This is a genomic window from Spirosoma aerophilum, assembly GCF_054782495.1.
In genome coordinates, this window is the sequence record NZ_BAAGSJ010000028.1 from 61,896 (window position 1) to 86,651 (window position 24,756).

The 24,756-nt window shown below is 48.2% G+C and carries 19 protein-coding genes and 1 pseudogene; 8 read left to right on the forward strand and 12 right to left on the reverse strand.

Features of this window, described 5'->3' with window-relative positions:
* Positions 1-183: 183 nt before the first annotated feature.
* Complete coding sequence (locus ACYVK4_RS26935; protein ID WP_461130676.1) at positions 184-3,069, reverse strand: TonB-dependent receptor; 2,886 nt, start codon at positions 3,067-3,069, stop codon at positions 184-186.
* A 262-nt stretch (positions 3,070-3,331) separates the two neighbouring features.
* Between ACYVK4_RS26935 and ACYVK4_RS26940 the strand changes: the two genes are divergently transcribed.
* From ACYVK4_RS26940 to ACYVK4_RS26970, 7 genes are all read left to right on the forward strand, one after another.
* Positions 3,332-4,363, forward strand: a complete 1,032-nt coding sequence (locus tag ACYVK4_RS26940; protein ID WP_461130677.1) for a GntR family transcriptional regulator — start codon at positions 3,332-3,334, stop codon at positions 4,361-4,363.
* A gap of 18 nt (positions 4,364-4,381) precedes the next feature.
* Positions 4,382-7,213 carry a beta-galactosidase GalA gene (galA, locus tag ACYVK4_RS26945; RefSeq protein WP_461130678.1) on the forward strand — a complete coding sequence of 944 codons (2,832 nt, stop codon included), beginning with the start codon at positions 4,382-4,384 and terminating at the stop codon, positions 7,211-7,213.
* Positions 7,214-7,318: 105 nt separating this feature from the next.
* Positions 7,319-8,110, forward strand: coding sequence for an NUDIX hydrolase (locus ACYVK4_RS26950; protein ID WP_461130679.1), 792 nt, complete (start codon positions 7,319-7,321; stop codon positions 8,108-8,110).
* A gap of 642 nt (positions 8,111-8,752) precedes the next feature.
* Entirely contained in the window at positions 8,753-9,265 is a 513-nt protein-coding gene (locus ACYVK4_RS26955; RefSeq protein WP_461130680.1) for a YcxB family protein, read from the forward strand.
* Between the two features lie 140 nt (positions 9,266-9,405).
* On the forward strand, positions 9,406-9,942 hold the full coding sequence (locus ACYVK4_RS26960; protein ID WP_461130681.1) for a hypothetical protein: 537 nt from the start codon (positions 9,406-9,408) through the stop codon (positions 9,940-9,942).
* 871 nt (positions 9,943-10,813) lie between these two features.
* Complete coding sequence (locus tag ACYVK4_RS26965; RefSeq protein WP_461130682.1) at positions 10,814-11,506, forward strand: helix-turn-helix transcriptional regulator; 693 nt, start codon at positions 10,814-10,816, stop codon at positions 11,504-11,506.
* A 107-nt stretch (positions 11,507-11,613) separates the two neighbouring features.
* Positions 11,614-12,477 (forward strand): NmrA family NAD(P)-binding protein, encoded by an 864-nt coding sequence (locus ACYVK4_RS26970; protein ID WP_461130683.1) that lies wholly within the window; start codon positions 11,614-11,616, stop codon positions 12,475-12,477.
* 25 nt (positions 12,478-12,502) lie between these two features.
* On the opposite strand, the pseudogene ACYVK4_RS26975 reads toward ACYVK4_RS26970, so the two are convergent.
* The 6 genes and pseudogenes from ACYVK4_RS26975 to ACYVK4_RS27000 all read right to left on the reverse strand — a co-directional run bounded on the left by ACYVK4_RS26975 (position 12,503) and on the right by ACYVK4_RS27000 (position 17,916).
* Positions 12,503-13,155: pseudogene (locus ACYVK4_RS26975) on the reverse strand (MgtC/SapB family protein).
* Positions 13,156-13,365: 210 nt separating this feature from the next.
* A complete protein-coding gene (locus tag ACYVK4_RS26980) occupies positions 13,366-13,809 on the reverse strand; it encodes a PepSY-like domain-containing protein (protein ID WP_461130684.1) in 444 nt (147 codons plus the stop codon).
* A gap of 62 nt (positions 13,810-13,871) precedes the next feature.
* Positions 13,872-14,720, reverse strand: coding sequence for an HAEPLYID family protein (locus ACYVK4_RS26985; protein WP_461130685.1), 849 nt, complete (start codon positions 14,718-14,720; stop codon positions 13,872-13,874).
* A 59-nt stretch (positions 14,721-14,779) separates the two neighbouring features.
* Positions 14,780-16,045: a sensor histidine kinase gene (locus tag ACYVK4_RS26990; RefSeq protein WP_461130686.1), complete on the reverse strand. Its 1,266-nt coding sequence runs from the start codon at positions 16,043-16,045 to the stop codon at positions 14,780-14,782.
* Between the two features lie 18 nt (positions 16,046-16,063).
* On the reverse strand, positions 16,064-16,744 hold the full coding sequence (locus ACYVK4_RS26995) for a response regulator transcription factor (protein ID WP_461130687.1): 681 nt from the start codon (positions 16,742-16,744) through the stop codon (positions 16,064-16,066).
* 506 nt (positions 16,745-17,250) lie between these two features.
* Positions 17,251-17,916, reverse strand: a complete 666-nt coding sequence (locus ACYVK4_RS27000; protein ID WP_461130688.1) for a dihydrofolate reductase family protein — start codon at positions 17,914-17,916, stop codon at positions 17,251-17,253.
* Positions 17,917-19,861: 1,945 nt separating this feature from the next.
* On the opposite strand from ACYVK4_RS27000, the gene ACYVK4_RS27005 reads away from it, so the two are divergent.
* Entirely contained in the window at positions 19,862-20,281 is a 420-nt protein-coding gene (locus tag ACYVK4_RS27005) for a response regulator (protein ID WP_461130689.1), read from the forward strand.
* On the opposite strand, the gene ACYVK4_RS27010 is transcribed toward ACYVK4_RS27005, so the two are convergent.
* The 5 genes from ACYVK4_RS27010 to ACYVK4_RS27030 all read right to left on the reverse strand — a co-directional run bounded on the left by ACYVK4_RS27010 (position 20,232) and on the right by ACYVK4_RS27030 (position 24,426).
* Positions 20,232-21,431, reverse strand: a complete 1,200-nt coding sequence (locus ACYVK4_RS27010) for an ArdC family protein (protein ID WP_461130690.1) — start codon at positions 21,429-21,431, stop codon at positions 20,232-20,234. The two genes, ACYVK4_RS27005 and ACYVK4_RS27010, sit on opposite strands and share 50 nt — an antisense overlap.
* 370 nt (positions 21,432-21,801) lie before the next feature.
* Positions 21,802-22,215, reverse strand: coding sequence for a Smr/MutS family protein (locus tag ACYVK4_RS27015; protein WP_461130691.1), 414 nt, complete (start codon positions 22,213-22,215; stop codon positions 21,802-21,804).
* 248 nt (positions 22,216-22,463) lie between these two features.
* The gene (locus ACYVK4_RS27020; protein ID WP_461130692.1) at positions 22,464-22,961 is read right to left on the reverse strand and encodes a hypothetical protein; all 498 of its coding nucleotides are present in this window, start codon (positions 22,959-22,961) and stop codon (positions 22,464-22,466) included.
* On the reverse strand, positions 22,958-23,236 hold the full coding sequence (locus tag ACYVK4_RS27025; RefSeq protein WP_461130693.1) for a hypothetical protein: 279 nt from the start codon (positions 23,234-23,236) through the stop codon (positions 22,958-22,960). Before ACYVK4_RS27025 ends, ACYVK4_RS27020 begins: the two co-directional genes overlap by 4 nt.
* Before the next feature lie 995 nt (positions 23,237-24,231).
* Positions 24,232-24,426: a hypothetical protein gene (locus tag ACYVK4_RS27030; protein ID WP_461130694.1), complete on the reverse strand. Its 195-nt coding sequence runs from the start codon at positions 24,424-24,426 to the stop codon at positions 24,232-24,234.
* Between the last annotated feature and the right edge of the window lie 330 nt (positions 24,427-24,756).

Sequence of the window (24,756 nt, forward strand, 5' to 3'; positions counted from 1 at the left end):
GTAAAGAATGAACTGACAAATTCATATTGTATTTTTTACGCAATAAAGGTAAGCAAAAAAGTATTGCGTAAAAAATACAATATATAATTTTTGTGATGAGACAGCTAGCTTACCGAGTGTACATCCGTCTTGATCCAGTGCCATCTGATCACCAGGAGATGCCCGGCTAAACTGGATAACTCTCTAAAACCGATAGGAAGCTGATAAATAGAAGGACCGGGGCTGGATCGGCAGGATACTGAATATCGCATTGGGATTAGCTTCCCGTTGTGCTGGCGTAAACCCACCCGTATTACCACTATTTGGGAAACCACCGGGTGCCTGCCAGTCCATCACCCCGACTGTATTGAACAGGTTGTTGACGTTGCCGTTAAGCGTCAACCGTTTGGTGAGCCGATACCCTAATCCGAGGTCGGTCTGACCAAAACCAGGCAGGTAGAAGGTTTCCAGGTTGTTGGCAGCCCGCTTGCCCAAATAATAGAAGTTAACAAAGGCATTGAACTTACCGGCGGTGTAAGTTGGCGTTATGGTGGTCATAAAGTCAGGCGTACCGCTGATGCGGCCTCCGATTACCTCCACTACCCGATCATCCTGAGGACCCGGATCACCGGTTACCCAGGAACGGCTCAGTATCGAGCGGGTTCGCTGCACGGTGGCCACTGCCCGGATGCTCAACTGGCGCGTTAATGAGTAGGTACCCTCCAGTTCCAATCCATAGCTTTGCCGACTGCTATACACGTTGGGCGTATAGTAATACTGATTGTTCTTGTCCGCTACATACGCGTTTGAGGCCAGGTTACTCAACCGGCTGTAGAAGGGTGTAATAAATCCGGTGAACTTATCCTGTTTTACTTTGAGGCCCACTTCGATCTGACTGATGTGTTGAGGATCCAGCATCTGCTTATCGACCTGATCCTGTGAGAAAGAACTGGTGTATAAGGTGAGGTCGGGTGTCTTGTTGCCCTGCGAGAACCGGCCATATAAGGCCAGGTTGCTGGAGAACTGATAATTTAAGGCACCGGAGAATGAAAAGGTGTTGATGGTATTGTCCGTAAACCAGGGAGCCGATGCTTTATTGACCGCATTATCCCAAAGGGTTAGCGGATTCTTATCGTAACCACCGGCTGAAGCCGAACTGTCAGTAATTGAGCCAAGGCTACTGCCTTTCACGCGGGTGTGATCATAGCGAAACCCGTAATCTAGATTCAGCTTATCGGTGATTTGCCAGCTATGACCAAAGAAAAGCGCGAGTTGATTTTGCTGATAGTCGCTGGATTTAAACGAACCGCCGGTGTTGAGTAGGCCCTGTGGATTGGTGGCCTGGTAGGTGGTACCAGCGAAGTCGGTGATACTGATGCCCAGCGGATGAGGTCGGTTTTCGGCTGTAGACAGGCCTAAACCAGCTACGTTTTCCTGATAGATCATATGCGAAGCACCGTAATACAGGCCTGCCGTGAAATTCATCTTACCAACCCGCTTGTTGACCGTAAATTGGTCAAGAAATTCGTTCAGGTTGTTGTCATTCGACCGGGCCAGTTGTACCAGCACCGGGTAAGGCTGAATGACGGCGTTGGGAAGCTGACCCTTTATGACGGGAAAATCAAACCCCAGAAACTCGTTTTTCGGCCCCAGCTTCGGCAGTTGCATGGTCGTTAGGGCAGGCTGACCCGTCGTTAAATCGGTAAAGTTGTAGGTACCGAACCGGCCCAGTGACTGCATAAAGTAATAAGTCAGCAGTTCATTGCCCGAGAGAATACCTAGTGGTAAGACCGAATTCCAGGAGAGCGTCTTGCTGGTGTATTTTCCATTATTGCTGACCGACCAGCCATTCCCCAGATCATGCTGCCAGTCGAGCCCAATAGCCCGATCCTGCGCATGAATCAGATTTTTCGGATCAAAATGGCGGACGGGGTCAGCCTGGCTATATTTATAATCGAACACCTGGTTACCCGGACCGGCAAACGTGTCGGTGTTTATAATGCCAGGGGCCGTACCCGGTTTATCGAAATTTTGGGCCGGTAAGAAGTCAAGGTAGCTATTGTGGTCGTTGAGGAACTTACCGTAAAGTTTCAGGCTACCTTTCGCGTAGGTTTTAACCACATTTGCTTTTAGCTGACCTCCAAAGTTCAGGGGATAGCCCGCGTAGCGAACGCCGTTGTTATAGCGGTAAAAACCACCGATGTGAAACGTCAGATCGCCCTTCTTGTTTAGCTTACCACCCAGCGACAGGTCGGCCCGATAGTAGGGATTGGCATTGCCTTCCAGTCCGTATTTCGTCCGTACTTCGCCCGCCAGAACGCCTCCGCCTGTTTTGGACACGTAGTTGAAGATTCCGCCGGGTGCATTAGGTCCCGTAATAGCGGCTGATCCGCCCCGAACGGCTTCCAGACGATTGATTGTCGCGTCGGCGCGCAAAAAATAGTCCGGACCCAGACTAATACCGGACACGTTCGACACGGGCAGGCCATCTTCCTGCATCGACACATAAAAATAACCTTCCGAACCCGCACCAACCCCTCTGGAATAGACCGTATTGCGGATTTCGCCCTGAGCCGAATTGACGTAAACACCCGGAACGTTCTTCAGTAAATCGGCTGCGCTATTAGGCTGTAACCCTTGAATTTGACTGGCCGATAGGGTTGTGATACCCACGGAAGCTTCCATGCGTTTACGTTTGTCAAACACGCCCGTCACGATCACTTCATTAAGCGATTTATTGTCTGCCGCCAGAGAGACGTTAAGGGTAGCGCTACTTCCAACGGATACCTCTTTCGCCGTGTAACCGACGAAACTGAAAATCAATACCGCATTTGCATCAGGAACCGCCAGTTGGTACTCTCCCCGGGAGCCTGACGTAGTGCCCCGGCTGGTTCCCTTGATCAAAATGCTGACGCCGGGCAATGCTTCACCCTTCTCATCGGTAATTTTCCCAGAAACCAACAACTCCTGCGGAGTCTGGGTAGTCGTATTCAGTTCAGCCATTGGGCTGGCCCAAAGGGGTTGATTGTCTACCCCGCAGCAAAGACCCGCAGACAGAGCAACCGAAAACAGGTACATAGTTGGTCGCATAACTAAGCCATATTAAAGTGAAAAATTTAACTTCTTCTACAAAGTTTAGGATTCACAGCATAGCAAGTGTCCCCAACTGTCTCGTAATCAGGACAGGTTAGCTACTCATATAAAATGTACGTCATATTGAAAAAGGCCATTTCAAGGGCCTCAGCGGGCTTTTGCGTCCTTTTTTGTATAAAACTCACAAAAAAATGTAATGCGTATTTTTTACAAATTACTTTTTTGCATTACCTTTAATGCGTAAAAAAAACGCAATACTGTGCTGACCACCCTTGCGATCAACCCTATCTCTCCGACTCCTAAGCATTTACAGATCGTCAATGCGATCGTTAGTGGGATTCAACACAATGTTATCCGAGCGGGTGAAAAGTTGCCATCCTTGTATGAGCTTTGTGTCCGCCTTGACGTCAGCAAACGAACCGTTGAGCGGGCCTATGATCATCTTCGGCAACGGGAAATTATTGGAGGGGTGCATGGCAAAGGCTATTATATCAACTCATCGGCCGTTAAAGAGAATCAGAAAGTTTTCCTGCTCTTCAACCAGTTCAGCGCGTCCAAAAAGGTGCTGTATGACGCCTTTATTGACCAGTTAGGTCTGGATGCGGCTGACAATCCGATCCAGGTTGATTTCTATACCTACACGAATAAATACCGCACCTTCGAGGACCTGTTGCTCAGTCACCTGGGCGGCTACCGGCATTACGTGATCATTCCGCCTGTTGGTAACCAACCCGAAAAAGCAGCTTGTCTATTAAATCAAATACCCAAAGACAGATTGATCCTGCTGGATCAGGGGATGGAGGGGATCACCGGTGAATTTTCGTCGGTCATTCAGAATGTTAAAAAAGATTTGATCCAGTCCTTGACAGAAGCCTTGCCGCTGCTGCGGAAATACGCGTCGTTGACCATGCTCTTTCCGCCCGAAACGGATTATCCGAAGGACATACTGACCGGATTTTTCGCTTTCTGTTCCGAATATGGTTTCAGGCCAAAGCTGGTCCATGAGGTGCTTAACATTGAGATTCAACCCGGGAATGCCTATATCTGTTTACGGGAGGAGGACTTGGTGACGGTGGTGAAGAAGACAAAAGCCACCCCGTATCAAGCAGGTCAACAGGTCGGAATTATCGCTTACAATGAGTTGCCCCTAAACGAGATTTTACTGGATGGCATTACGGCACTATCGACAGACTATGCCCGGATGGGCCGAATGGCGGCCGACTTGGTTCGGAGCAACCAACGGCGGCATGTGGAGAACCCCTGTCAATTGATCACCCGCCATTCACTCTAACGTAACGTTTCTGATTAAATGAATCGAAGCCTATTTATCGCATTTTTAGTTGGTTGCATCGGCCTGATTGCTGATGGGCAAACCCCACCCCCTGATCACTTGCTCAGAGAAAGGCTTTCCCTGGATAAAGGGTGGCGGTTTTTCAAAGGAGACATCCCATTTCCAGTGGTTAAGGGCCATATGCAGAGTTACCAGAATGCTAAGGCCGCCGGGGCTTTGGGAGCGGCTGCGCCCAACTTCAGCGATAAAGATTGGCAAGCGGTTACGCTCCCTCATGACTGGGCCGTTGACAGTCCGTTTGATCCGACTGAAAATGTAGCCCAATCCTACCGAAAACGAGGCATCGGCTGGTATCGTCGTCAGTTTAAGGTAGACTCCGCAGATCGAGGAAGGTACCTTGAGTTGCAATTTGATGGGATTGCCACCCACGCCACTATCTGGTTAAATGGCATATTGATCCACCGGAACTGGAATGGCTATACGTCATCCTATCTGGATATCACCGCGCTGGCCAAGTTTGGTGATGAAGTGAACACCCTGGTGGTACGGGTCGATGCCGATGCTCAGGAAGGCTGGTGGTACGAAGGGGCTGGAATCTACCGACATACCTGGCTGGTCAAGCGGTCACCAGTACACGTAATGACCGATGGCGTATACGCTCATCCGGTCAAGGTAGCTACCGGGTGGAGGCTGCCCGTAGAAGTGACCCTGGACAACACGGGGTCGGGGCCAGCGCAGGTCGGCGTGAGCGTCGATCTGGTGGATGCTAGGGGCAAGACAGTCGCTACGGCACAAACCCAACTTGGCGTGGCTACCCTGGATCAAAGTATTGCCCGGTTGTCGATTTCCATTCAGAAACCCAAAATCTGGTCGATTGACAGCCCCCACCTGTACCGAGTTAAAACAACCGTGCGCCAGGGCAAGAATCTGGTTGATTCGTTAACGACAACCTGTGGCTTTCGAACCATTCGTTTCGAGGCCGACTCGGGATTCTATCTCAACGAGACTCACCTCAAGCTACAGGGCGTCTGTAACCACCAGGATCACGCTGGAGTGGGCGTGGCTGTCCCCGACGCTTTATGGGAGTTCCGGCTCCGAAAATTGAAAGAAATGGGCGTAAATGCCTACCGGTGTGCGCACCATCCACCTTCGGCGGAGTTTCTGGATGCCTGCGACCGGATGGGTATGCTGGTCATGGATGAAAATCGAAGTTTTAACATCAGCCCGGAACACGTACGGCAACTGCAATGGATGGTTCGGCGTGATCGGAATCACCCCAGTATCATACTATGGTCGGTTTTTAATGAAGAGCCGATGCAGGGCACCGAGCAAGGCTACGAGATGGTCCGCCGAATGAGCGCGAAAGTCAAGGAGCTGGATTCGACCCGGCCCGTTACGGCCGCGATGAACGGTGGTCTTTTTACCCCGGTAAATGTCTCCCAAGCGGTGGATGTGGTTGGCTTCAACTATCAGATGAATGCCTATGATCGCTTCCATAAAGAAAACCCTCACATGAAGCTGACCAGTTCCGAAGACGCGTCGGCCTATCAGGTACGTGGAGAATACGTCACGGATAAAGGCAAAAATATTCTGAATGCTTATGATACCGAGCGGGCGCTGTGGGGAGCCACCCACCGAAACGCCTGGAAAGCCATTGCCGAGCGTCCTTACCTGGCCGGTGCCTTCGTCTGGACGGGATTTGATTACCGGGGTGAGCCAACCCCCTACAATTGGCCGTCCGTCAGTTCTTTCTTTGGCGCCATGGATCTGTGTGGGTTTCCGAAAACCGCTTTCTATATTCACCAGGCTCAATGGGTACAGAATAAACCGGTGCTCAACCTGGTGCCGCACTGGAACTGGCCAGCGGATAGTATCGGTAGACCGATTAAGGTGATGGTGATGAGTAATGTCGATAGTCTGAAACTGGTACTAAATGGTAAACTTGTATCTGGACAACGCGTCGATACCTATGAGATGAACACGTGGTCTGTACCGTTTGCTCCGGGACGATTGGAGGCCGTAGGGTACTCGAAGGGAAAAGAGATCCTGCGCACGCAGGTAGAAACTACGGATGAGCCACTCAAACTACAGTTAGTGCCGGATCGGCTCAATCTGAAGGGTGACGGACAGGATGCCATGCCCATTACCGTAAAAGCAGTGGATAAACAAGGGCGAGACGTACCCACGGCTTCGAATCTGGTCACGTTTTCAATCCGGGGGGGTGGGCAGCTGATCGGATTGGGAAACGGCGACCCGAATTCGCACGAACCCGAAAAAGGCGATAAACGAAGCCTATTTAATGGTTTGGCGCAGATTATTGTTCAATCCACCGGTGATTCGACCCCTATCGACATCGTGGCCAGTTCGGTGGGGCTCCAGCCTTATACGATACGTATTCCGGTTAATAAGGTGGTGCCCGTACCGTCAGTACCGGTTATCCGGTCCATTCATCAACTCACCGACTGGCGAATGAGTGCCTTTACGAATGTCCGGCCAAACCCACTGCAGGACATTGCGGAGAACGATATGAACTCATGGTTTTCCACGAAAGCGGGACAGCTCGTCTCGTTTACGGATGGTCGTTTCAGCCTGTTTAAAACTAGTTTTACGCTGACCGATGCTTCCTCTAAAACCAGTTACACATTGACTCTCAAGAACGTCACGGGAAAGGCCGATGTATGGGTAGACAATCAATTAGTGGCGAGCAAAAAAATGACAACCAGCAGCGATATCAGGGTCGTATTCAATGGAATCAATAAACCCTATCAGGTGGCAGTGGTGCTGGAAGCAGAACAAAATCAAAAAGCAGGCCTGGGTGGCATCGTCAGTGTCGAAAAGAACACGGATTAGCCAAGCAGGGATACTGGCGAAGAGGCAGGTTTTTTTTTAAAAGGAAATGACCATTTGGGGAAGGTAGACAAAACGAATTTTACAAATCCCCTTTATTTTTGTTTTATGACTGATATTGAGGCAGCGATTGACTATATACTGAATGGACATCAACAATACATGGCTCATTTGTCACTGGATTGTGCCATTCTAGGCTACCATGAGCAACAAGTGAAAATTTTGTTGATCCGCTACAAGGGCCATGAGAAATGGGGGTTGCCCGGTGGCCCCATTCGTCACGAAGAACCCATAGCTGAAGCCGCCAACCGGATCGCCGAAGAGACGACGGGTATAGAAAATTTATTCCTGCAACAGTTTTACACCTTTGGCGATAGCCCGTATCGGGTGCGTAACCGAACAATTCAGGATCTACAGCGAACCATCCCATTTGATGAGCTGGGCATTTCAATCAAGAAAGATAACTGGCTTTTGGGCCGTCAGATGTCAATAGGCTATTATGCGCTCGTTGATTATCAGCAGGTTTCAGTGCGGACAAATCTGTTCTTTGAAGAATACCGTTGGTGGGATATTGATCAGGTTCCTGAACTGCTGTTTGATCATAATGATGTAGTGACTAAAGCGTTGGAGACCGTTCGGCTTCACCTCTACCATCAACCCATTGGGGCTAATTTGTTGCCCCCCAAGTTCACCCTGCCCGAAATTCATTTTCTCTACGAAAGCTTGCTGGGCCAAACGTTAGACAGGCGTAATTTCCCCAAGAAGCTATTCGCTTTAGGTCTCCTCAATAAGTTAGATGAACAGCGGTATATCGGACCTCATCGTTCCCCCAATCTGTACGAGTTTAATAAAGCGAATTATGAACGGGCGTTAGAAGAGGGTATTGTGTTGGTCATTTAAGGCACGTAGCGATTGGATGCAGTTGACCGCCTAAAACCAGCGTCTCAGCAAACGCTGGTTTAAATGAGGGGCTGGTTCACGAAAGGACCTGACTAACTCAAAATTTGGGAGGGCGGATCCTGGTCATGCATCTAAGGGTCTGATAAGCCTGTCTTTACAATATTTAGTCGCTATCTTTGCCCTATCAGGGGGAATTCATCGATTCCCTCATGGTGTGGATAGAAGCGGAAAGCAGACTAACCTTGTTGGTCTGTTTTTTTGTTATGTAATCATTTATAAAGCCAAATTAAGAGACGATCGGTTTCATAGATTAAATCTCCCTAAACGCTCGTACACGAGACTAATGAGCCTATTTCACAAAGGATAAATTCACTAGAAAGCGCCTATATTAGGTGTACAACAGAACACACGTTTTGTTTAACTTTTCGTCTAGTTAAACATAACATCAGTGGCTGTTGCAAAAGTTGGAAACGGGTGTGACTGCGTTGGATGAATGGCTGATTTTACTCTGTTTACCAAGCAAAACCTGCTTACTTGGCAGGGGCTTTCCTAATCCTGTTGACTTTTGCAACCGCTGCGGCCGGTCCGCCGGTGCGGGACCGTAGCCACATCACTTATACAACAGTAAAACCAGGCTAATATATGTTTGAAATTACATTTAAGCTCACAGAATCAGAACTCTACAAGGGATTAGTAGCGATTTCTAGAAGTCGTTTTATTATAAAAGCATTCAGAATTATAGGCATTACTTGGGTCATACTTTATTCATTTATCCTATATAGTGATATAGCTTATGGTGTCACACCCTCCTTTTACGCCATTTTCTTTATGCTATTTGGGTTGTATATAATATTTATTGCTGAGATTTCCAGCAAATTTCAGGCTAGTAAACTTATGAAGACGAATGCACAAATTACTGAGCGGACAACTTATGTTTTTGATGAAACAAGTTATCAATTCACTGGAGAAAGTTTCTCCTCTCGCATGACTTACAATAAACTGTTTGAAGTAAGGGAGGTAGGTGATTTTGTTCTCTTACGAGTAACAGAAGGAAGTGCGAACATTTTACCTAAGCGTGTCTTATCTACGGATCAATTCAGTAGTTTAAAACAAACAATAATGTCAGTACCAAACCTAAAGTCAAAGTTTAAGTAAGGAAAATATAACTAAACAGTTATTGATAACTAATCAAAGAGATTAACGATTTCTAACTTTTTTCACATACCGTAAAAAGAGTTGTACAACAGATGTTGAAAGAGTACAACTTATCGAATACTGACTGATTCCTATTAGAAATGAAGAATTTAGGTACTTATTTAACCTTATTAATGGCTGTAGTAATTGTGACAATGAAACGGTATACCTCTGAACCTAGCATCAGAGATCGAATTAAATTTAAGATGCCGGCCAAAACGATAGAGAAGAAATTAAGGACAATGAATTATTTAATGGACAAGGTACCTCCTATTAAAGATCAGATGATTAACTACTTCTTTGATTCACAGGGGAATTTCTACATAAATAGCCGTAAAATGGGGCCTATCGGCAGTTTCGATCTAGATACAGCTAGTTTAGCGGATGGTTTTACAGCTGATGAAAGGATCAAGTTTGTTAGGACGGTTATTTTTTTAAAAAACAATTTTATCTCCAAGGTGTACAAAGATGAAGCTTGTGGATGTTATCTATATGATTACAGGAGTTTAGAAGACGAAGAGTTTAACCCGTCTAGATTGATCTTTTTGAAAGATAGTAGCAAGAATTACGAAACCCTGTACAGCCTTAGGACCAACTTGGATGTGAAAGGAGATCTTGTGTTGATAGGTAAAAAATAAGGTTATTTACACAATACCCAGAAAGTACAATTTAGTTAATAGGAAACCGTATGCGACTGATGGCGTTGGAAAGATGTTAAAATATGTGTCTCATAATTTGCTCATTTATTAAGCTTTTTTGTGGTTTACCAGTAAGCTACTAATCTGTCATACAGGGTGTATGACAGATTCTATTTTTGTATTACATTGTGTAGTACTAATCATAATGCCACTTATATAACATGTTATTCAATACAATATATTCTATCTTTTTTGGAACAACCGATGTATTTCTCTTCTATCTCCTTACACAATCAGTTACTATAAATTTGAAAATTATGTTGGCCTATGGAATTATATTCATGCTATTTATAATCTTACATAGTGGACTCTTTTCTTTGACATTTTTGATGTCTGAAAAAGATTTTTATAACCTTATGATGTTCAGTATTTCACTAGGTATACTGAATATTATGGTGAGATTCCAAAACTGGTACATTGATCAACGTAGTCAAAACCAGACATCTCCAACTTATTTTGCCTTTCGCAAAGCATTAGATTTTATGCAAAACAAGCTGATATACGTATTAGTATATGCATATCAGCTTTTAGCCATATGGATTATTGAACTGAGATAAATTGTGCTTTCTTAAGAATTTTTACCTTTTGTGATATGTTGCAAACATTAAAAATTTCTCTTTACATAAAATCAGTTATACAACAGGTCGTATGCGACTGATTGAATTGGACAGTCATTAAACCATCATAATACTAAAATTCTCGTTTAAAGCTCGTATCAGGCTACGAGCATACATTATATATTAATTTAGTCCAGCAATAAACGATAGTTTTCGTTTCGTAATTGTAGCCTCTCCTGAACTGATCAGTAAATATGGTTGATGCCCAAACAAAACGACTTTCCCGCTTAGTGGCTATCCAAACCATCCTACAAACTAAACAACTTATTACAGCCACTGAACTGGCTAGCCGATTTTCAGTGAGCGTCCGCACCATCTACCGCGACATCAAAACCCTGGAAAGCGCCGGTGTGCCTATCCTGACCCAAGAAGGAAAAGGCTATGGGGTAGTCGATGGCTACCGACTGCCCCCTGTCGCATTTACTCAAGCCGAAGCGAATGCGCTGATTACAGTCGAGCACCTGTTGCTGAACAATCAGGATACTTCTTTGGTGCAGGCTTACAGCCAGGCGATGACCAAGCTCAAAGCCGTTCTGCGCAGCCCTACCCAAGAGAAGGCTAATTTTCTGGCTTCTCGCCTGAAGGTGTATGCCAACGCCCAACCCCAAAGCCGTCATCTATCAACTCTACAGGGTGCCCTGACCAACTTTCAGCGGGTACGCATCGACTACCGGGCCGCTTCGAACGAATTAACTTGTCGAACGGTGGAACCCTTCGCTTTGCTGATGAGCACTCAGGAGAACTGGTTGCTGGTGGGCTGGTGTGGGCTGCGTAATGCCTATCGCATTTTTAGGCTTGACCGCATCGAGCAGCTTGAGGTACTGACGGAGACCTTTACTCCGCACCCACTCACCTTGAAGCAGTATTTTGAGACATTGGGCGAATAAAGTTAGCTACCCCTGACACACCCTTGTCGCAGGGCCACTCTACTTTTGACGAGACAGCCAGTAGTAGTCGCTGTTGGTCATTCTCAATTGTTAAACTCAAGAACGTTATGTACATCATTCTGGGGGCTACGGGCCATGTTGGATCGGCGGTAGCTCAATCCTTATTGGACCAAGGTGAGGAAGTCACTGTTATTACCCACGATGCCCTGAAAAAGGAAGAGTGGCAGCAGAAAGGCGCAACCGTCGCTATAGCGGACGTGCATGAGGCCAACCAGTTACGGACGGTTTTCCAGCGGGGCAAACGTCTGTTCGTGCTCAATCCGCCTGCTCCCATTACGACTAACACGGCCCAGGAAGAACGCAAAAGTGTCCAATCGATTCTAGCGGCGTTACCGGATTCCGGCATCGAAAAGATCGTGGTCGAATCAACCTATGGGGCGCAGCCTGGCAACCAGGTGGGCGATTTGGGGGTGCTCTATGAGTTAGAACAGGGTTTAGTTCAAACCGGCATTCCTACCAGCATTGTCCGAGCGGCCTACTACATGAGCAACTGGGATATGGCCCTGGCAACAGCCCGGCAAGCCGGTCAAGTCCACACGCTGTATCCAGCTAATTTTAAGTTGCCCATGGCTGCCCCGCAGGATTTGGGGGCAGTAGGGGCTCGTCTCTTACAGGAGCCGGTTTTTTCAACCGGCTTACACTATGTTGAAGGGCCAGAACGCTACTCGTCGGCCGATGTGGCCGCTGCCTTTGCCGATGCGCTGGGCAAAGCGGTTAAAGCGATTGAAACGCCGCGTGAGGCCTGGGTTAGCACTTTACAACAGACCGGTTTTTCTGGGCCAGCCGCTGAGTCGATGGCGGCCATGACAGCCATCACGTTGGATCAGAGGTATGAGCTACCTGATGCACCCATCCGTGGGGCCATCACGTTGCAGGACTACATTTCGGCCTTGGTCGAGCACAGTCAGTAGCACCCTTGGAGCAGGCTCTGACTAGTTATTCAGAGCCTGCCCCAACTTGTATGTCAATTTGAAGGCCCTTAAATGAGCAATAACTAGTTAGTTTGTTCACCTGCATACGTTCTTTAATTGATAAACATCCTAACGGACAAAATCTCAAGAAAGGCTCGATATTCTGTTGACCTACAATCGACTCGATTGCCGGTAAGGTTAAGGCATAATCCTGGACGGTTATTGACAGATCATTCCTTGCCCGGCTGGAAAAAAGACGCTGCTCAATGGGTTTTATTCCAGCCAAAATAAGGACAATCAGTCCCGTGTTGAACAGGGCAGCTACATACATGCCCGCCCCCACCGCTAACCCCACGGCGGCTACCAGCCATAAACCAGCTGCCGTGGTGATGCCATGAATGGTATGGCGACGGATAAGGATGGTATCTGCCCAAAAAAACCAACGCCACTAACAACCTGAGCGGCAATCCGGGATGGGTCTAAGGCCACATGATCCTGCGTCAAGATGTCAACGAAGCCAAAGGCCGATACCATCATAAACAAAGCAGCTCCCGAGCAGACCCGCAATTGCGTTCGTAGGCCGGCGGCCCAGTTCAACCGCTGACGATCCAGCCCGACAGCGCCACCCAACAGCGCCGCCAGGGCCAAGCGGAGGCCGATTTCTGAATAAGGAAGCATGGTCTGAGGTTGTGTCGATTATGGGTTTAGTATACCGCAAAGCAATGTGTCCTGCTCTGCTCATTCTAACGCGTTACGAAGAACTCTTGATCAAGCAACTGACTGCCCAACCGAGCACGCTAATTTCGTCAATAGGTGGCATCAGCCTTCCGTTGGCTGATGCCACCGGTCAATTGGCTAAACGGACCGTCTGGGTGAATAGCAGAATACCTAATCCGTATCCGTCATTTTGCGCAGTACTTTACCGTCAGCGGATAGAATCACCGTCAAGTCCGGGGTTCCGTCTAATTCAATCTTGTAAGTAATCCGGCCGTTTGCCTCCTGCTTGTCGGCGCCGTCCGGACGATACGCCGGGAATTGCTTGCTCACGGCCGCTTTTACGGCTGCGGGTACATCCGCATAAGCCATGTCGTAGTCGTGGGAGCTTAGCTGACCCGATGCGGTAAATACGGCGTCATGGTCAACTTTGCCCAGATCGAACGAGGCCTTGTACTGACCACCCACTTTCTTCCAGTCGATGTCGGTGGCGCTGGGGAATTTGGCTTTTAGCGCCTGTTTAACGGAGGCTGGAACAGCCGTTGCCGGGATTTCCTGAGCTGACAGAACAAATGGGCTAACCAGTAGCCAGCCTAAAAAAACGAGCTGCTTTTTCATGAGATTAGTTGTTTAAGGTGATTAACAAGGAACGAGTACGGGTTTTATCATAGACATCAGAGTCAGCGTCGACGGGGTTCGTAAATAAGCCGGATAAATGAACTGGGACCTTCGGAGCCCCTCAGGGGTAAGTTGCCCACCAGGCCCACCAGCAGATTGTTTTTTAGGGCGATCCGAACCTGTGGCCGAATCAGACGATCACAATGCGGCCCGTTTTGATACTGATACAGTTCGACGCCCAAAAACGCCTTATGACGGGGTATGACGTAGTGAAGCGCTAAATTTAGCTCATACCCACTGGAGCGGAGCGCACCCTGATGAGGGAGTTGCCCGCCCAGTGCGGTATAGAACAGCGTGTGCCAGCGTGGCCCCCATTTTTTAGCCGCGACGAGAAACGGATGACCTTCCTCGGCGGTGAATACGGGTTTGCCCGCCTGCATCCCGCCCGCATTGACAGTCAGTTCATTGGTATATCCGACAGCCAGCGACGTTTGCCAGGGAACAATGACCGCGTAGGTCCACTGCACCGAGGTCTTCACACTATGTAAGCGGAAGGTAGCGGCCGTGGGTGTTTCCTGATTAGGAGCTGGAACGGTCAGCTGAAATGGTAATTCAACCTCCATACCCAGCCGATTAACCGGCGCGAATTCATACTCGACGAACGGATGCCAGGCCGTGCTACCCCCACGCTGGCTAAGCTGCGTACCGACGTTCCACTCCCGCTCCCCTTGACGGGCACCCAGATCGCGGACCAAATCCAGATACAGCGGTTCGGCGTGCGAAATCTTGGCGGGTTTGACCAGGTGTGGTGTGGTATCACCCCTAGCTGGAACGGGGGTCGGTGTTGATTGAGCCTGACCGGTTGAATAGCTGATCACCAGGATCATCCAGAAAAATAACGTCTTGTTCATCTCGCTTGCCGTTTGGTTAGGGCAAAGCTCCGGGGCGTTTCTGGAACGAATCTGGAATCTTAGAACTGAATCGCCATACGAAATCGGTTTTCGGGCTGCGTAATGCTGGCCGTGAACCCATACCTGTCGCAGATCGATTTGACGATAGCCAGGCCCAGTCCAAGGGACTGGGCCGTATTGCTCTGCTTGACAAATCGATCGAAAAGCGTCTCGGGCTGCTCAACCCGGCGGGTAGCCGTATTCTCAATCTGTAACGACCGATCGGCTACTTGAATGATAATGGTGCCACCCGCCGGCGTGTGCGTCAGGGCATTCCGGATCAGGTTGTGGATGAGTACCGCTATCAGGTGATCATTCGCCGATACATCGATATCGTCCAGCGTCAGTAGCTGAACGTGTAAGCCTTTATGCTCAGCCATAAATTCGTACTCCTCCACGGTCTGACGGATCAATGCGCCCAGGTTAACGGACTGCATCTCGCCAAATTGCTGATTATCGATTTTGCTCAACAGCAGCAACGCTCGGTTGAGGGCCGATAAGCGTTCCAGTTGCTGATTGAGTAGGGCCAGTGCCTGCGCGTCAGCGGTTGTCAGGGCCGGGCTCTGGATGAGCTCTTCGGTCTGGTGCAACGCGATAGCCAGGGGCGTCTGGATTTCGTGCGAGGCATTCTCGACGAATTGTTTCTGGTGCTGATAGGCCCGCTGGTTGAGTGTCGTCAACCAGGTAATCGTCTGGTTAAGCTCCGTAAATTCCTGCACGGAACTGGCCGGTAAGGACAATGTAGTAGCCTGATCAATTGTAAAGGTCCGCAGTTGGGACAAGGTGGCGTAGAAGGGGCGCCAGAGCCGTCGCTGAAGCATCAAGTTGAGCATGAAACTTAGCACGAGCAGGCTGGCAATGACCGCGCCGGTACTCAGCGCAATGACTTCGCCCATATCCTCCAAGTCCAGGAGCGACATGTGAATCCGTAATCGATAATACGTACCCTTGTGCCTGAATTTGGTGATTAACTGCCGGTGCGGCTCGTATTCTTCCTCGACTAATTCATACAGGGGTCTGTCCTCCGTGTGTTCCCGTAACGCCGAGTACGTAGCGGCACTGATCGTGTCCAGTTGAAAATCCGTGGCAATGCCCGGCTGGCTGACCGGTGTTTTTGGTTGCGCGGCAATGCTGGCCAGAATTTCCAGCTTTCGATTTTGGAGTTCTTCGTCGATCTCGTCTTTTACTTCCTGACTAACCTGATCGAAGACGTAAAAACCACTCCCAATCAGCGCTATAAAAAAAACCAGGGCGCTGATGAGCGTACTACGGGTAAGAAGTCGCATAAGCGTGCAGGCATTTACTCAGCAGTCGGGCGAGAATTTGTAGCCAATCCCATACACGGTTTGGATATCCAGTTCATAGCCTGCCTGACTGAATCGTTTACGTAGATTCTTTAGTTGTGAATAGATGAAATCGTAGGAGTCAACCTGATCGGCCTGATCCCCCCATACGTGCTCGGCGAGTGCCGATTTTTTGATCACTCGATTTTTGTTGGTAACAAACAGGAGGAGTAAGTCATATTCCTTCCGATTCAGACTGATAGGCAACCCATCGACAAACACGGTTCGGGCCTCGGTATCGATCCGAATTCGACCCACGTCCAAACACGCCGATCCCTCAAATTTCATACGGCGTAGAATCGATTTGATTCGGGAATTAAGCTCGGCCAGATGAAACGGCTTGGGCAGGTAATCATCGGCTCCCAGATCCAGCCCCGCCAGTTTATCGTCCAGCGAGTCTTTGGCTGAGATGATGATCGCCCCAGTTTGCGGGTGGTCCTGTTTAAGGCGCTTCAAAATGGCGAGTCCGTTTCCCCCCGGCAACATCAGGTCAATCAACACACAGTCGTAGGCATACACGCCTATTTTTTCGTCGGCCTGCTGGTAGGTAGTTGCCGTTTCACAAATATGCCCCTGACTTTGCATGAACTGACTGACGGTCTGGCTGAGTGCAGGTTCGTCTTCGATAAGCAATAGTTTCATGCGGCAACGGATTTGAGTACAAAACAAACCGACAATTCTGGAATAAATCTGGAAAAGTGACTAACCCGTAATCTGTCAACCTCAACCCTACACGTATTTCCTCCGCTATGGGTAATACGTGTAGGGTTTCTGGTAGAGGAAATCGAATCGCTGTAGTTTTTCGGGGCCTAATCGTCCACCGTTTCCAATCGATTGCTCAACAACAACGTTGCCAGGTTCGGTTGGGCTATCTTTTGTAGAATGCTTCTGTACTCATTGGACGGTTATAGCTGAGGAAGTTAGTCTTACTATTGTAAGTGTTTAGCAAAATTTCTCATTAAACGCTCCCTTTTGAGACGAAGGGGCTTCTACAAATGTACTTCTGCAATGAAGTTTTACGATATACCTAGTCGGCAGCCAACAGGTCCGTTTAGCCGTCAATGACCAGGAGCAACCCTCGGCGGTTTTGACAACCAACACACCGCCAAGGCCATTCTTTTCTGCCTGGCCCAGCCATTCCGGCCACATCATCTGTCTTCGCTTAGCAGTTTCTGACGCCGAATCTGCTCTTTCTCACTCACCATCTCCCCAGAAAACGAGCCTTGCTCCACCTCACCATTCGGTACATAAGTCGCCACAAGCACTCCCGTTGTGGAGACCACACTGTCAATCAACTTCCAGTTTTGGGGTTGCGTGCCTTCTTCAAATAGTTTCTTGCCATGGCCCAAGGTCAGCGGAAAAGTCCAGATCTGTAACACATCCACCAGGTGATGTTTGAAGAGTGTTTGGATGAGTTTGCGACTGCCCCATACCAGTAAGTTGGGTTTTTCCTGTGTTTTCAATTTCTTTATTTGCTCGACTACATCATGGCTGATGAGCGTCGAGTTTTCCCAGGAAATATCTATGGCGGTGGTCGCCACCACGTATTTTTCAATTTTATTAAACAGATCGGCCATTGGATTCTGGTGCTGGTAGGGCCAGTAAGCGGCAAATAGTTCATAGGTACGCCTGCCCAAGAGCAAATCATAAGGCTCGGCCGCTAAAGCGGCCAATTTTTTATCCAACACCGGGTCCGAATAGTGAAACATCCAGCCGCCCCACTTGAATTGGTTAGTTGGATCTTCCTGCGGGTCGCCGGGCGCTTGAACGATACCGTCCATCGTCATATAGACTGGAATAATGAGCTTTCTCATAGCCTCTTTTTTAATCGAAATAAGCGGTTATTTATAGTAATTGACAGGGCGTATGCGACTGATGGCGATGGACAGTTATTGAAAATCACTGTCTCAAAAATCCCTCCTACAGAAATTATATTGAGCTCCTGGGCCTGGTTACTAACGGCGGCCAATAGGCCGGCAGTGGTTTGGAAATTACTGGTCGAGCTGATTAATTTCGTAAGTACGTGGGCATAACGACCATAGGCAATTTCTATCGGGGAACATTCGTCATCCGCTCTCGCCTAAGACAGTGACTTGATAATTGGCCTGGCCTCATGCTGAGTCATGCTTTTAATACTTTTGCCATAATCTGCCTCTGGCCTACCAGTTAAGCGGGTGCAACATTGACTCGAAACCGTAGATGGGGATACGTCCTGGCCAGCTCCCCAACTCTTGCCTGTGCCTGCCTCAAGTCAAGCCCTTCATAAGGAGCTAAACTCATGGTATGCCCCCTTGTAGCGTCTTGGATAAACTCTTTAATAGGTATCCAGTTTTTTCTTGTCCAGTCCCAAACCTCCACCCGATACTTAGTCATACTCCTCTGGTTGGGGGCCGGACGGAAATCTATTTACCCGCTCATTGTACGTATCTAAAGACAGATCGCTTATGGGCTCACTATGCCTGAGGTGGAGTCGCGCCAATTCCGAACGGTTCATTTCACAAGCCAATAGTTCAAACCTTACTTCCCGCTCAACCCAGAAGTAAGTTTTTCCTAATTGAATCGCTTGTTGGAGAATCCCCATAAATAGATACTCGGTCCGCTCTCTACTTTGGGTGACCGCTAGTAGGCCACCAACAACCCGCATACAATCCACGTACAGGGGACGAGGACCGGGCAATTCGATCAATGCCCACTCATTGGCTAGGTGCTCAATCAGTTCTTTGTTTGGGTCAGGCTCCATGATCATTCAGGTTTCTTCTGCTTCGCTCTTCAGTCGTTCAAGCTCAACTTGTCATTGATCGAGCCGGTCCCGAAGCGACTGCAAACGGGCTAAATTAGCTTGCTGCTTTCTAATCGCCTCGCCAGATTCCTTTAGTAGTTGTATATGCTCACTAGAAAGGCCTCTTGACAAGTCCGACAGCGATTCTACCGCGGTCAACACATCAGCAGCAGGATGGGTGTTTTGATTCGTATTCATCTCTGATTCATTTCTGCCATAAAAACCATTCCCTTTAGACCACTGAATATAGGTAAAAGATTCCTTATTTTACACTCCCTGACCATCCCCGTTTAACGAGTGTAAACTAGCCGTGGCACACACACCTTTTTAACGAAAGGGGTGAAAATCGAACAATTAGGAGGCTACTTCCCTTTGTTGATTTTCACCCCTGGGGCTTATCGAATCTTATGAGAGGGTTAGAAGACTTGTCGATGGCAAGGCGCGTTTCTCTAAAGGATTTAGTCATTTGGCTGCAAAATGCGCAAGTGCCTAAGAACACTTACCGGGCAGCTATATTTGCCCGATTGCAAAAGGGGAAGGGGAAAGCATAGGGGCTGAGTGGCTATTCGCGTTATGGAGGATGAGGATACGTCTAAATAGGGCGTGTCCCTCGTGAGCCACCGTAGGCCCTGTGGGTGAGTTCCCCCTAACCTCCTTCCTCTTGTATACCCTCGCTCTCTCGGTAAAGAAGAGTTGGTTAAACGACTGCCATGGCTGTCCAGTCCATTTGGGCAGTACTACCCGAATTTCATAAAAGGCTCCTACTTAAGACGACAGCATGGTCATAGATTGGCTCGTTCAATCGGTTTTTTGAAGACGCCTGATTGGGTAGGCGCTACCAAGCATGCGCGACCGCCAGCGATCAGCCAGCGGTCTGATCCCAACTTATGTCCTGTCAAGAACCCTTTAGTCACTTTCAGAGCCCTTCTTTTGAACAAAGAGTCTTTTCCCGGTTTAATGGGAAATTAACCCATACTTCCATGGCCTCTACCCCTCTAATTTTCGTGGTAGATGATCAGGCGGATTACCGCTTCATCCTCCAGCAGCTCTTTGGTCAACACTGCCCCACTGCCCCCGTCCGCTTTTTTGCCGGGGGGTGGGCTCTCTTAGCGGCATTAGCTCGGGGACAGACCAAACCAGGCTTAATTTTGCTGGATCGGCACATGCCGGACCTGGATGGCTATCAAACCTTGCTGGCCTTGAAAAGTCAGCCAGCCTATACAAAAATTCCCGTGGTGATGATCAGTAGTGAGGCGTCTGCCTTTGAGATCAACGAATGCTATGAAGCGGGGGCTCATTCATTCCTCACAAAGCCCCTGGATCTGCCGGCCACCAAAATGATGGTTGAGGCTATTTGTCACGACTGGATCGAACCGAATCAGCAGCTACCAGCGGGTTAATCAGCGACGGCCCAACTACTACGAAATGGCCGAGTTGCCAGGTTATCACCCGGCAGCCCGGCCCCATTTGTTCACTTTTGGCTGACGATATCCATCCCGGGCTTAACAATCGGCCTGTTGGGCATAGAACGGGAGTTGAACGGCACTGAACTAATACGCACACAACGGTTGAATGACGCGTTCCAGATCCGCTTGATTCGCCGACTTGATGACCACCTAACAGGCTCCCGCCTGATAACACTGGTTCACCTGTTGGTCGGCCAGTGATCCCGACCAGACCACCACAGGCACATCCCGTAGATGCATATTCTGTTTCAACTTGCAGGTACGCGGCTGCATTAGTCAAAAGCCGGTGCTCTGCCAGGTCAAGGCCGCAGCTGCTGGCTAAATAACAGGCTCCAATTTCAGCCGTCAGTTCCTCTTTCGCGTAACGATCCCCACCAAACCCATCTGAATGAACTAACTCCTCCCGATTTAGGCGGTCTCGGTGGCCAGTCGAGTGAATCAGTTCATGAAACAAAACGCAGTAATAAGCTTCCAGGCAATCGAAAGCTGTAGGACGGGGCATATTGACGACATCGAGCAACGGGCTGTAATAGGCACGGGCGGGATCGATATGCACGACTTCGGGTGCATTTGAATAACCTGCATATACGGCATCACAGGCATTGTAGCTATACACTTCGTCAAGGGCATCAGGCGTTTTCAACTCCGGTAAATCAATGGTTACTCCCTCTACGTCGGCCACATTGAAAACGAAATAATGCTTGAGAAGCGGAACGCCAACCTTTTTGGTTTTTGTCTCGCCCTTGGTGTTCGTTACGTCCTTTTCCTTTTCCAGAACGCTCCAGAAAACAACCAGATTACCCCGCGCACCTTTACGGATTGTACCACCCAATTCAGCGGCTTGCTTAAACGTCAGAAAGTACGGGCGTTCATAGGTTGCGCACCCTAGCAGTACGCTGTTTATGCCTGTATATGGGCGTTTGGTGACGTAATTTTGGGCAACTTCTACCCGGCCATCTTGCAGGATACCCCACCGTTTACGCCAGGGGATAAAGCCTTTTTCAAGTTCAGAAACGATGAGATCAGTAACGCGGGCGTATAAATCCATACTGCCCCGCTGTGCGGAAGCCTTTGCATTTTGCATTATAGTCGCCCGAAGTAACACGTCGGTGCCGCGCAATGGGAACACTATAAAGATACGACACTGTTGGCCCACATACAACATATATAGCTGACATACAGAAGTTTATACCTGACCCTTCGCCCCCCTTTCGTCTTTAAGCTATGTGTAAAAGATGTGTATCTTCAGTGGTAAATGGTGTGCGTGCTTTCGTGTTAGCGTACATCGTGAACGGAGGGCCATGCTTCAGTGGCTATCCGGGATGTAGAATTAGGTCATACGGCTCCGCTGCTCGCAAAGAGTGGTAAGACCCGTGAAACGCGTGTGCAGCTCGCAGAAAGTTAAAACGCCTGAGTCAGAGCAGAGGCTTCCTGGCTCAGGCGTTTTTTGATGCCTAAATTTTTTCGAGATACTCGACACTAACTTCTGCTTCGCGTTGCTCCTGGTCGATACTGACCATAACATTGAACCGACTATAACCGGTCACGATGCCGGTAGCTCCAGTACTAGTTAACCGCACTCGGTCACCAACGGCTGGTTTTGTTGGCAGTGGTTTGTAGAACCGCTTAAAATGTTTGCAATAAGTCAAACCAAGTTGCCCGGCACGGTTGAACAAATAGCGCCAAGCCAGGCGGTACTCTTCACCGGCAAATTTCCAATCGTACCCCTTAACCAGATCTTTGCCTGCTACGGTCAGTTGGTTGTCTTTGGTCATGGCTGAAATCCGATTCCTGAATTCTTCTAGCGTTCTGCCGGATGGGGTAGGAGCGGAGTAGGCTGACCCCTGAGAGTTTTGTGTGTTGACCATTGCTTAGTTGCCCGACTCCGAAACGGACGACCGGTCAGGAGTCGGGCGTTAAATGGTTTTAGTAATCATTCATGGTTACTGTATCAAAATAGCCTTGAATCATGGGGACCAGATATAGGTCGATTGTTTCACTGTCTATACCCGTATGCTGACTAACCTGCCCAATCCATGCTTGTCCGATCTACGCATCAACCCGACAAGCGGCCAAACGAATCAGCTTTTCATTTCCTGCAACCAAGCATATCAGGTCAGCCGGGGTAATGGCAAAAACTGGGGCTATTCGGGCCATATGAAAGGCCACGTAAGTAGGGTCTGCCGTTAGTCGATTCCATAAATTTGCTTGTGCTGCTTCCATAGGCTTGAGCGTTACTTTTTAAGGGTGAAGTTCTCATCAACATCATGCGCGAGGTCGGTAGGTACGTATGAAGTACTAAACCCGTTATCCGCTCAATCGTAGAAATCAGTTCCTGTGCTTCTATCTGCTCTATGACTATTTCGGTAAACTGCTGGTGGTTGATAATGAAAAAGCTAACCTGATATGCATATCCGTTCTGTTGGCCTTCCACCCGAATCGATGTAAACCGGGTGCCTTTCATTTTCCATTGCAACGCATTCTTGCGGTTATCTGGCTTCAACATTGTTGCCTTCATTCGGGAGAAAGCAACCTGACCAATTTGATTATAAATTGCCTGGACACATGGTTTCATCACCTGTCTCGGTTGGCAAATAGAATAGTTGCCTTTCATAGCTGGGAGCACTGGCCGCTAACTCGACGGGTTTGTTGATACAGGAAAAACAAGGTGGCTTCGATGGCTCTACCGAACAGCCAATCCGCTTCGTCTGGGTCACATTGGTGAGCCGGGTTTTCAATGTCGGCGGTTTCTAGTCCCCGCCACATATCAGCATCTGCAAAAGGGTCAGAGAACACAAATCCCTGCTCCCGCGCCTGGGCAATCAGGTCGCGATTCAGCCGGTTGTCAATACCCTGCCTTATCGGGCAGGTCGCAACTAAATACATCATGGATTCGCCCGATGTAACACGTCGGTGCCGCGCAATTGGAACACTATAAAAATACCGCTTATTAGGCGGTATGGCAAGGTTTCAGTAAGATACAGCCGGAGCCTTCGCCCCCTTTCGTTTTCCGATTCGTCAACGTCCATTAAAGCATTACAAACGTCGGTTTTCACAGATAAACAGTCAAAATACTTCTGAATTGCATACCCTTTTCCAAGAAACACATCCTCCTTCTTAAAGGCCATGTTATATAGATGTTCTCTGCCAATAATTGATCCTGGGCTATCAATTTGTAGGCCTAATCTCTTACAGAGCCATTCTTACGGCGTTTATCAGTTTATTGGTAGCGGTAGAGAATCATACTATACGCCGGGTAGTTTTCTCGATAATCTAGGTTAAGTAACGAACATTAAACATCAAATCGTGCTAAAACCTACTTCCATCTTGCTTTTAGATTAAGATAGAGCATCAGCAATCACTGATGGTTGTTGGCCTCGGTAGGTTTGCTTGTCTAATTGATGGATCGTATTCCCTTCCATTTACAATCATCATTTGGTTAGGTCCTTCCAGTAATTGTTTAACACGATGTTGTATCTAATGTCGATGTAGAAAACAGTGCCTTTGTTAAAGCAAGATAGAAGTAGGTTTTAGGTATTGGCGACAGCCATGGGGCTTGCAGAGTTTTGATATTCAGCCTATTGGCCGCTAATTTCTTCTCGACTATTGTGACGTGTTTGATAGAAATATCCACGAACTGACTCACAACTCACTAAATTATCAACCTCGGTCGCCTGTAAATCTCGATTTTGGGCATATTACTGCTGGTTACGAATTCGTTAAACCCAATTTTGCCTGTAAATCTGTAGAAACGACTTTTAACTTGCTTTATTTATCAGGCTGTTTTCTTTTATACATGGCCTACCTCCCCGCTATGCTCATCGGCCCCTTGTAGCACATTCCCTCCATCAACGATGATTTACTTCGTTATCTTCGCCCTACAACTAATAGTTTTTATTGACCATATAGGCTAAGGTATTGGCACCTACAACATCTTTCGTTTCAAAAAACATGTAGTACCGGTAGTCATTGCCTGCTTTGTTTTCCCATAGGTTACCCGAGCGTTTTTTTACCGTAACAGTTTTATCGAAGTGGTCGCCTTTGGTTTCGACTAGAATGACCTTATCCCGCTTGGTCACAATAATAAAATCAGAATAATGACTGATAAAGCCATTGATCGAAAAATCGCGACCATGTTCATGATTACGGGTCCAGAAGGCGACACTAGTCAGTTCTACAAGAGCGGAGGTAATTCGTCGTTTGAATCAGCAGTGGAAAGAGCTGTCTCAAGTGAAGGAGCGTGGCTGTTGCACAACTCTACTTAGGGATTTAAGTGGCCTTTTCTGTATCTTAAGGTATGCAAGGCAGAAAAGAATATACCGAAAAGCAAATCACTTGTTTTCAGCTGTCCAGCCGCGTCCCTAAGCACACTTTCTACCGTCGGCTGAAGGAGACGCTTGACCTGAGCT

Coding starts and splice junctions, on each gene's coding strand:
- ACYVK4_RS26995 (WP_461130687.1), bottom strand. CDS start 16,744: ATGAAACTATTGCTTATCGAAGACGAACCTGCACTCAGCCAGACCGTC.
- ACYVK4_RS26985 (WP_461130685.1), bottom strand. CDS start 14,720: ATGAACAAGACGTTATTTTTCTGGATGATCCTGGTGATCAGCTATTCA.
- ACYVK4_RS26950 (WP_461130679.1), top strand. CDS start 7,319: ATGACTGATATTGAGGCAGCGATTGACTATATACTGAATGGACATCAA.
- ACYVK4_RS26980 (WP_461130684.1), bottom strand. CDS start 13,809: ATGAAAAAGCAGCTCGTTTTTTTAGGCTGGCTACTGGTTAGCCCATTT.
- ACYVK4_RS26990 (WP_461130686.1), bottom strand. CDS start 16,045: ATGCGACTTCTTACCCGTAGTACGCTCATCAGCGCCCTGGTTTTTTTT.
- ACYVK4_RS26965 (WP_461130682.1), top strand. CDS start 10,814: ATGGTTGATGCCCAAACAAAACGACTTTCCCGCTTAGTGGCTATCCAA.
- ACYVK4_RS27010 (WP_461130690.1), bottom strand. CDS start 21,431: ATGCAAAATGCAAAGGCTTCCGCACAGCGGGGCAGTATGGATTTATAC.
- ACYVK4_RS27000 (WP_461130688.1), bottom strand. CDS start 17,916: ATGAGAAAGCTCATTATTCCAGTCTATATGACGATGGACGGTATCGTT.
- ACYVK4_RS27005 (WP_461130689.1), top strand. CDS start 19,862: ATGGCCTCTACCCCTCTAATTTTCGTGGTAGATGATCAGGCGGATTAC.
- ACYVK4_RS27025 (WP_461130693.1), bottom strand. CDS start 23,236: ATGATGTATTTAGTTGCGACCTGCCCGATAAGGCAGGGTATTGACAAC.
- galA (WP_461130678.1), top strand. CDS start 4,382: ATGAATCGAAGCCTATTTATCGCATTTTTAGTTGGTTGCATCGGCCTG.
- ACYVK4_RS26935 (WP_461130676.1), bottom strand. CDS start 3,069: ATGCGACCAACTATGTACCTGTTTTCGGTTGCTCTGTCTGCGGGTCTT.
- ACYVK4_RS26960 (WP_461130681.1), top strand. CDS start 9,406: ATGAAGAATTTAGGTACTTATTTAACCTTATTAATGGCTGTAGTAATT.
- ACYVK4_RS27015 (WP_461130691.1), bottom strand. CDS start 22,215: ATGGTCAACACACAAAACTCTCAGGGGTCAGCCTACTCCGCTCCTACC.
- ACYVK4_RS26970 (WP_461130683.1), top strand. CDS start 11,614: ATGTACATCATTCTGGGGGCTACGGGCCATGTTGGATCGGCGGTAGCT.
- ACYVK4_RS27020 (WP_461130692.1), bottom strand. CDS start 22,961: ATGAAAGGCAACTATTCTATTTGCCAACCGAGACAGGTGATGAAACCA.
- ACYVK4_RS26955 (WP_461130680.1), top strand. CDS start 8,753: ATGTTTGAAATTACATTTAAGCTCACAGAATCAGAACTCTACAAGGGA.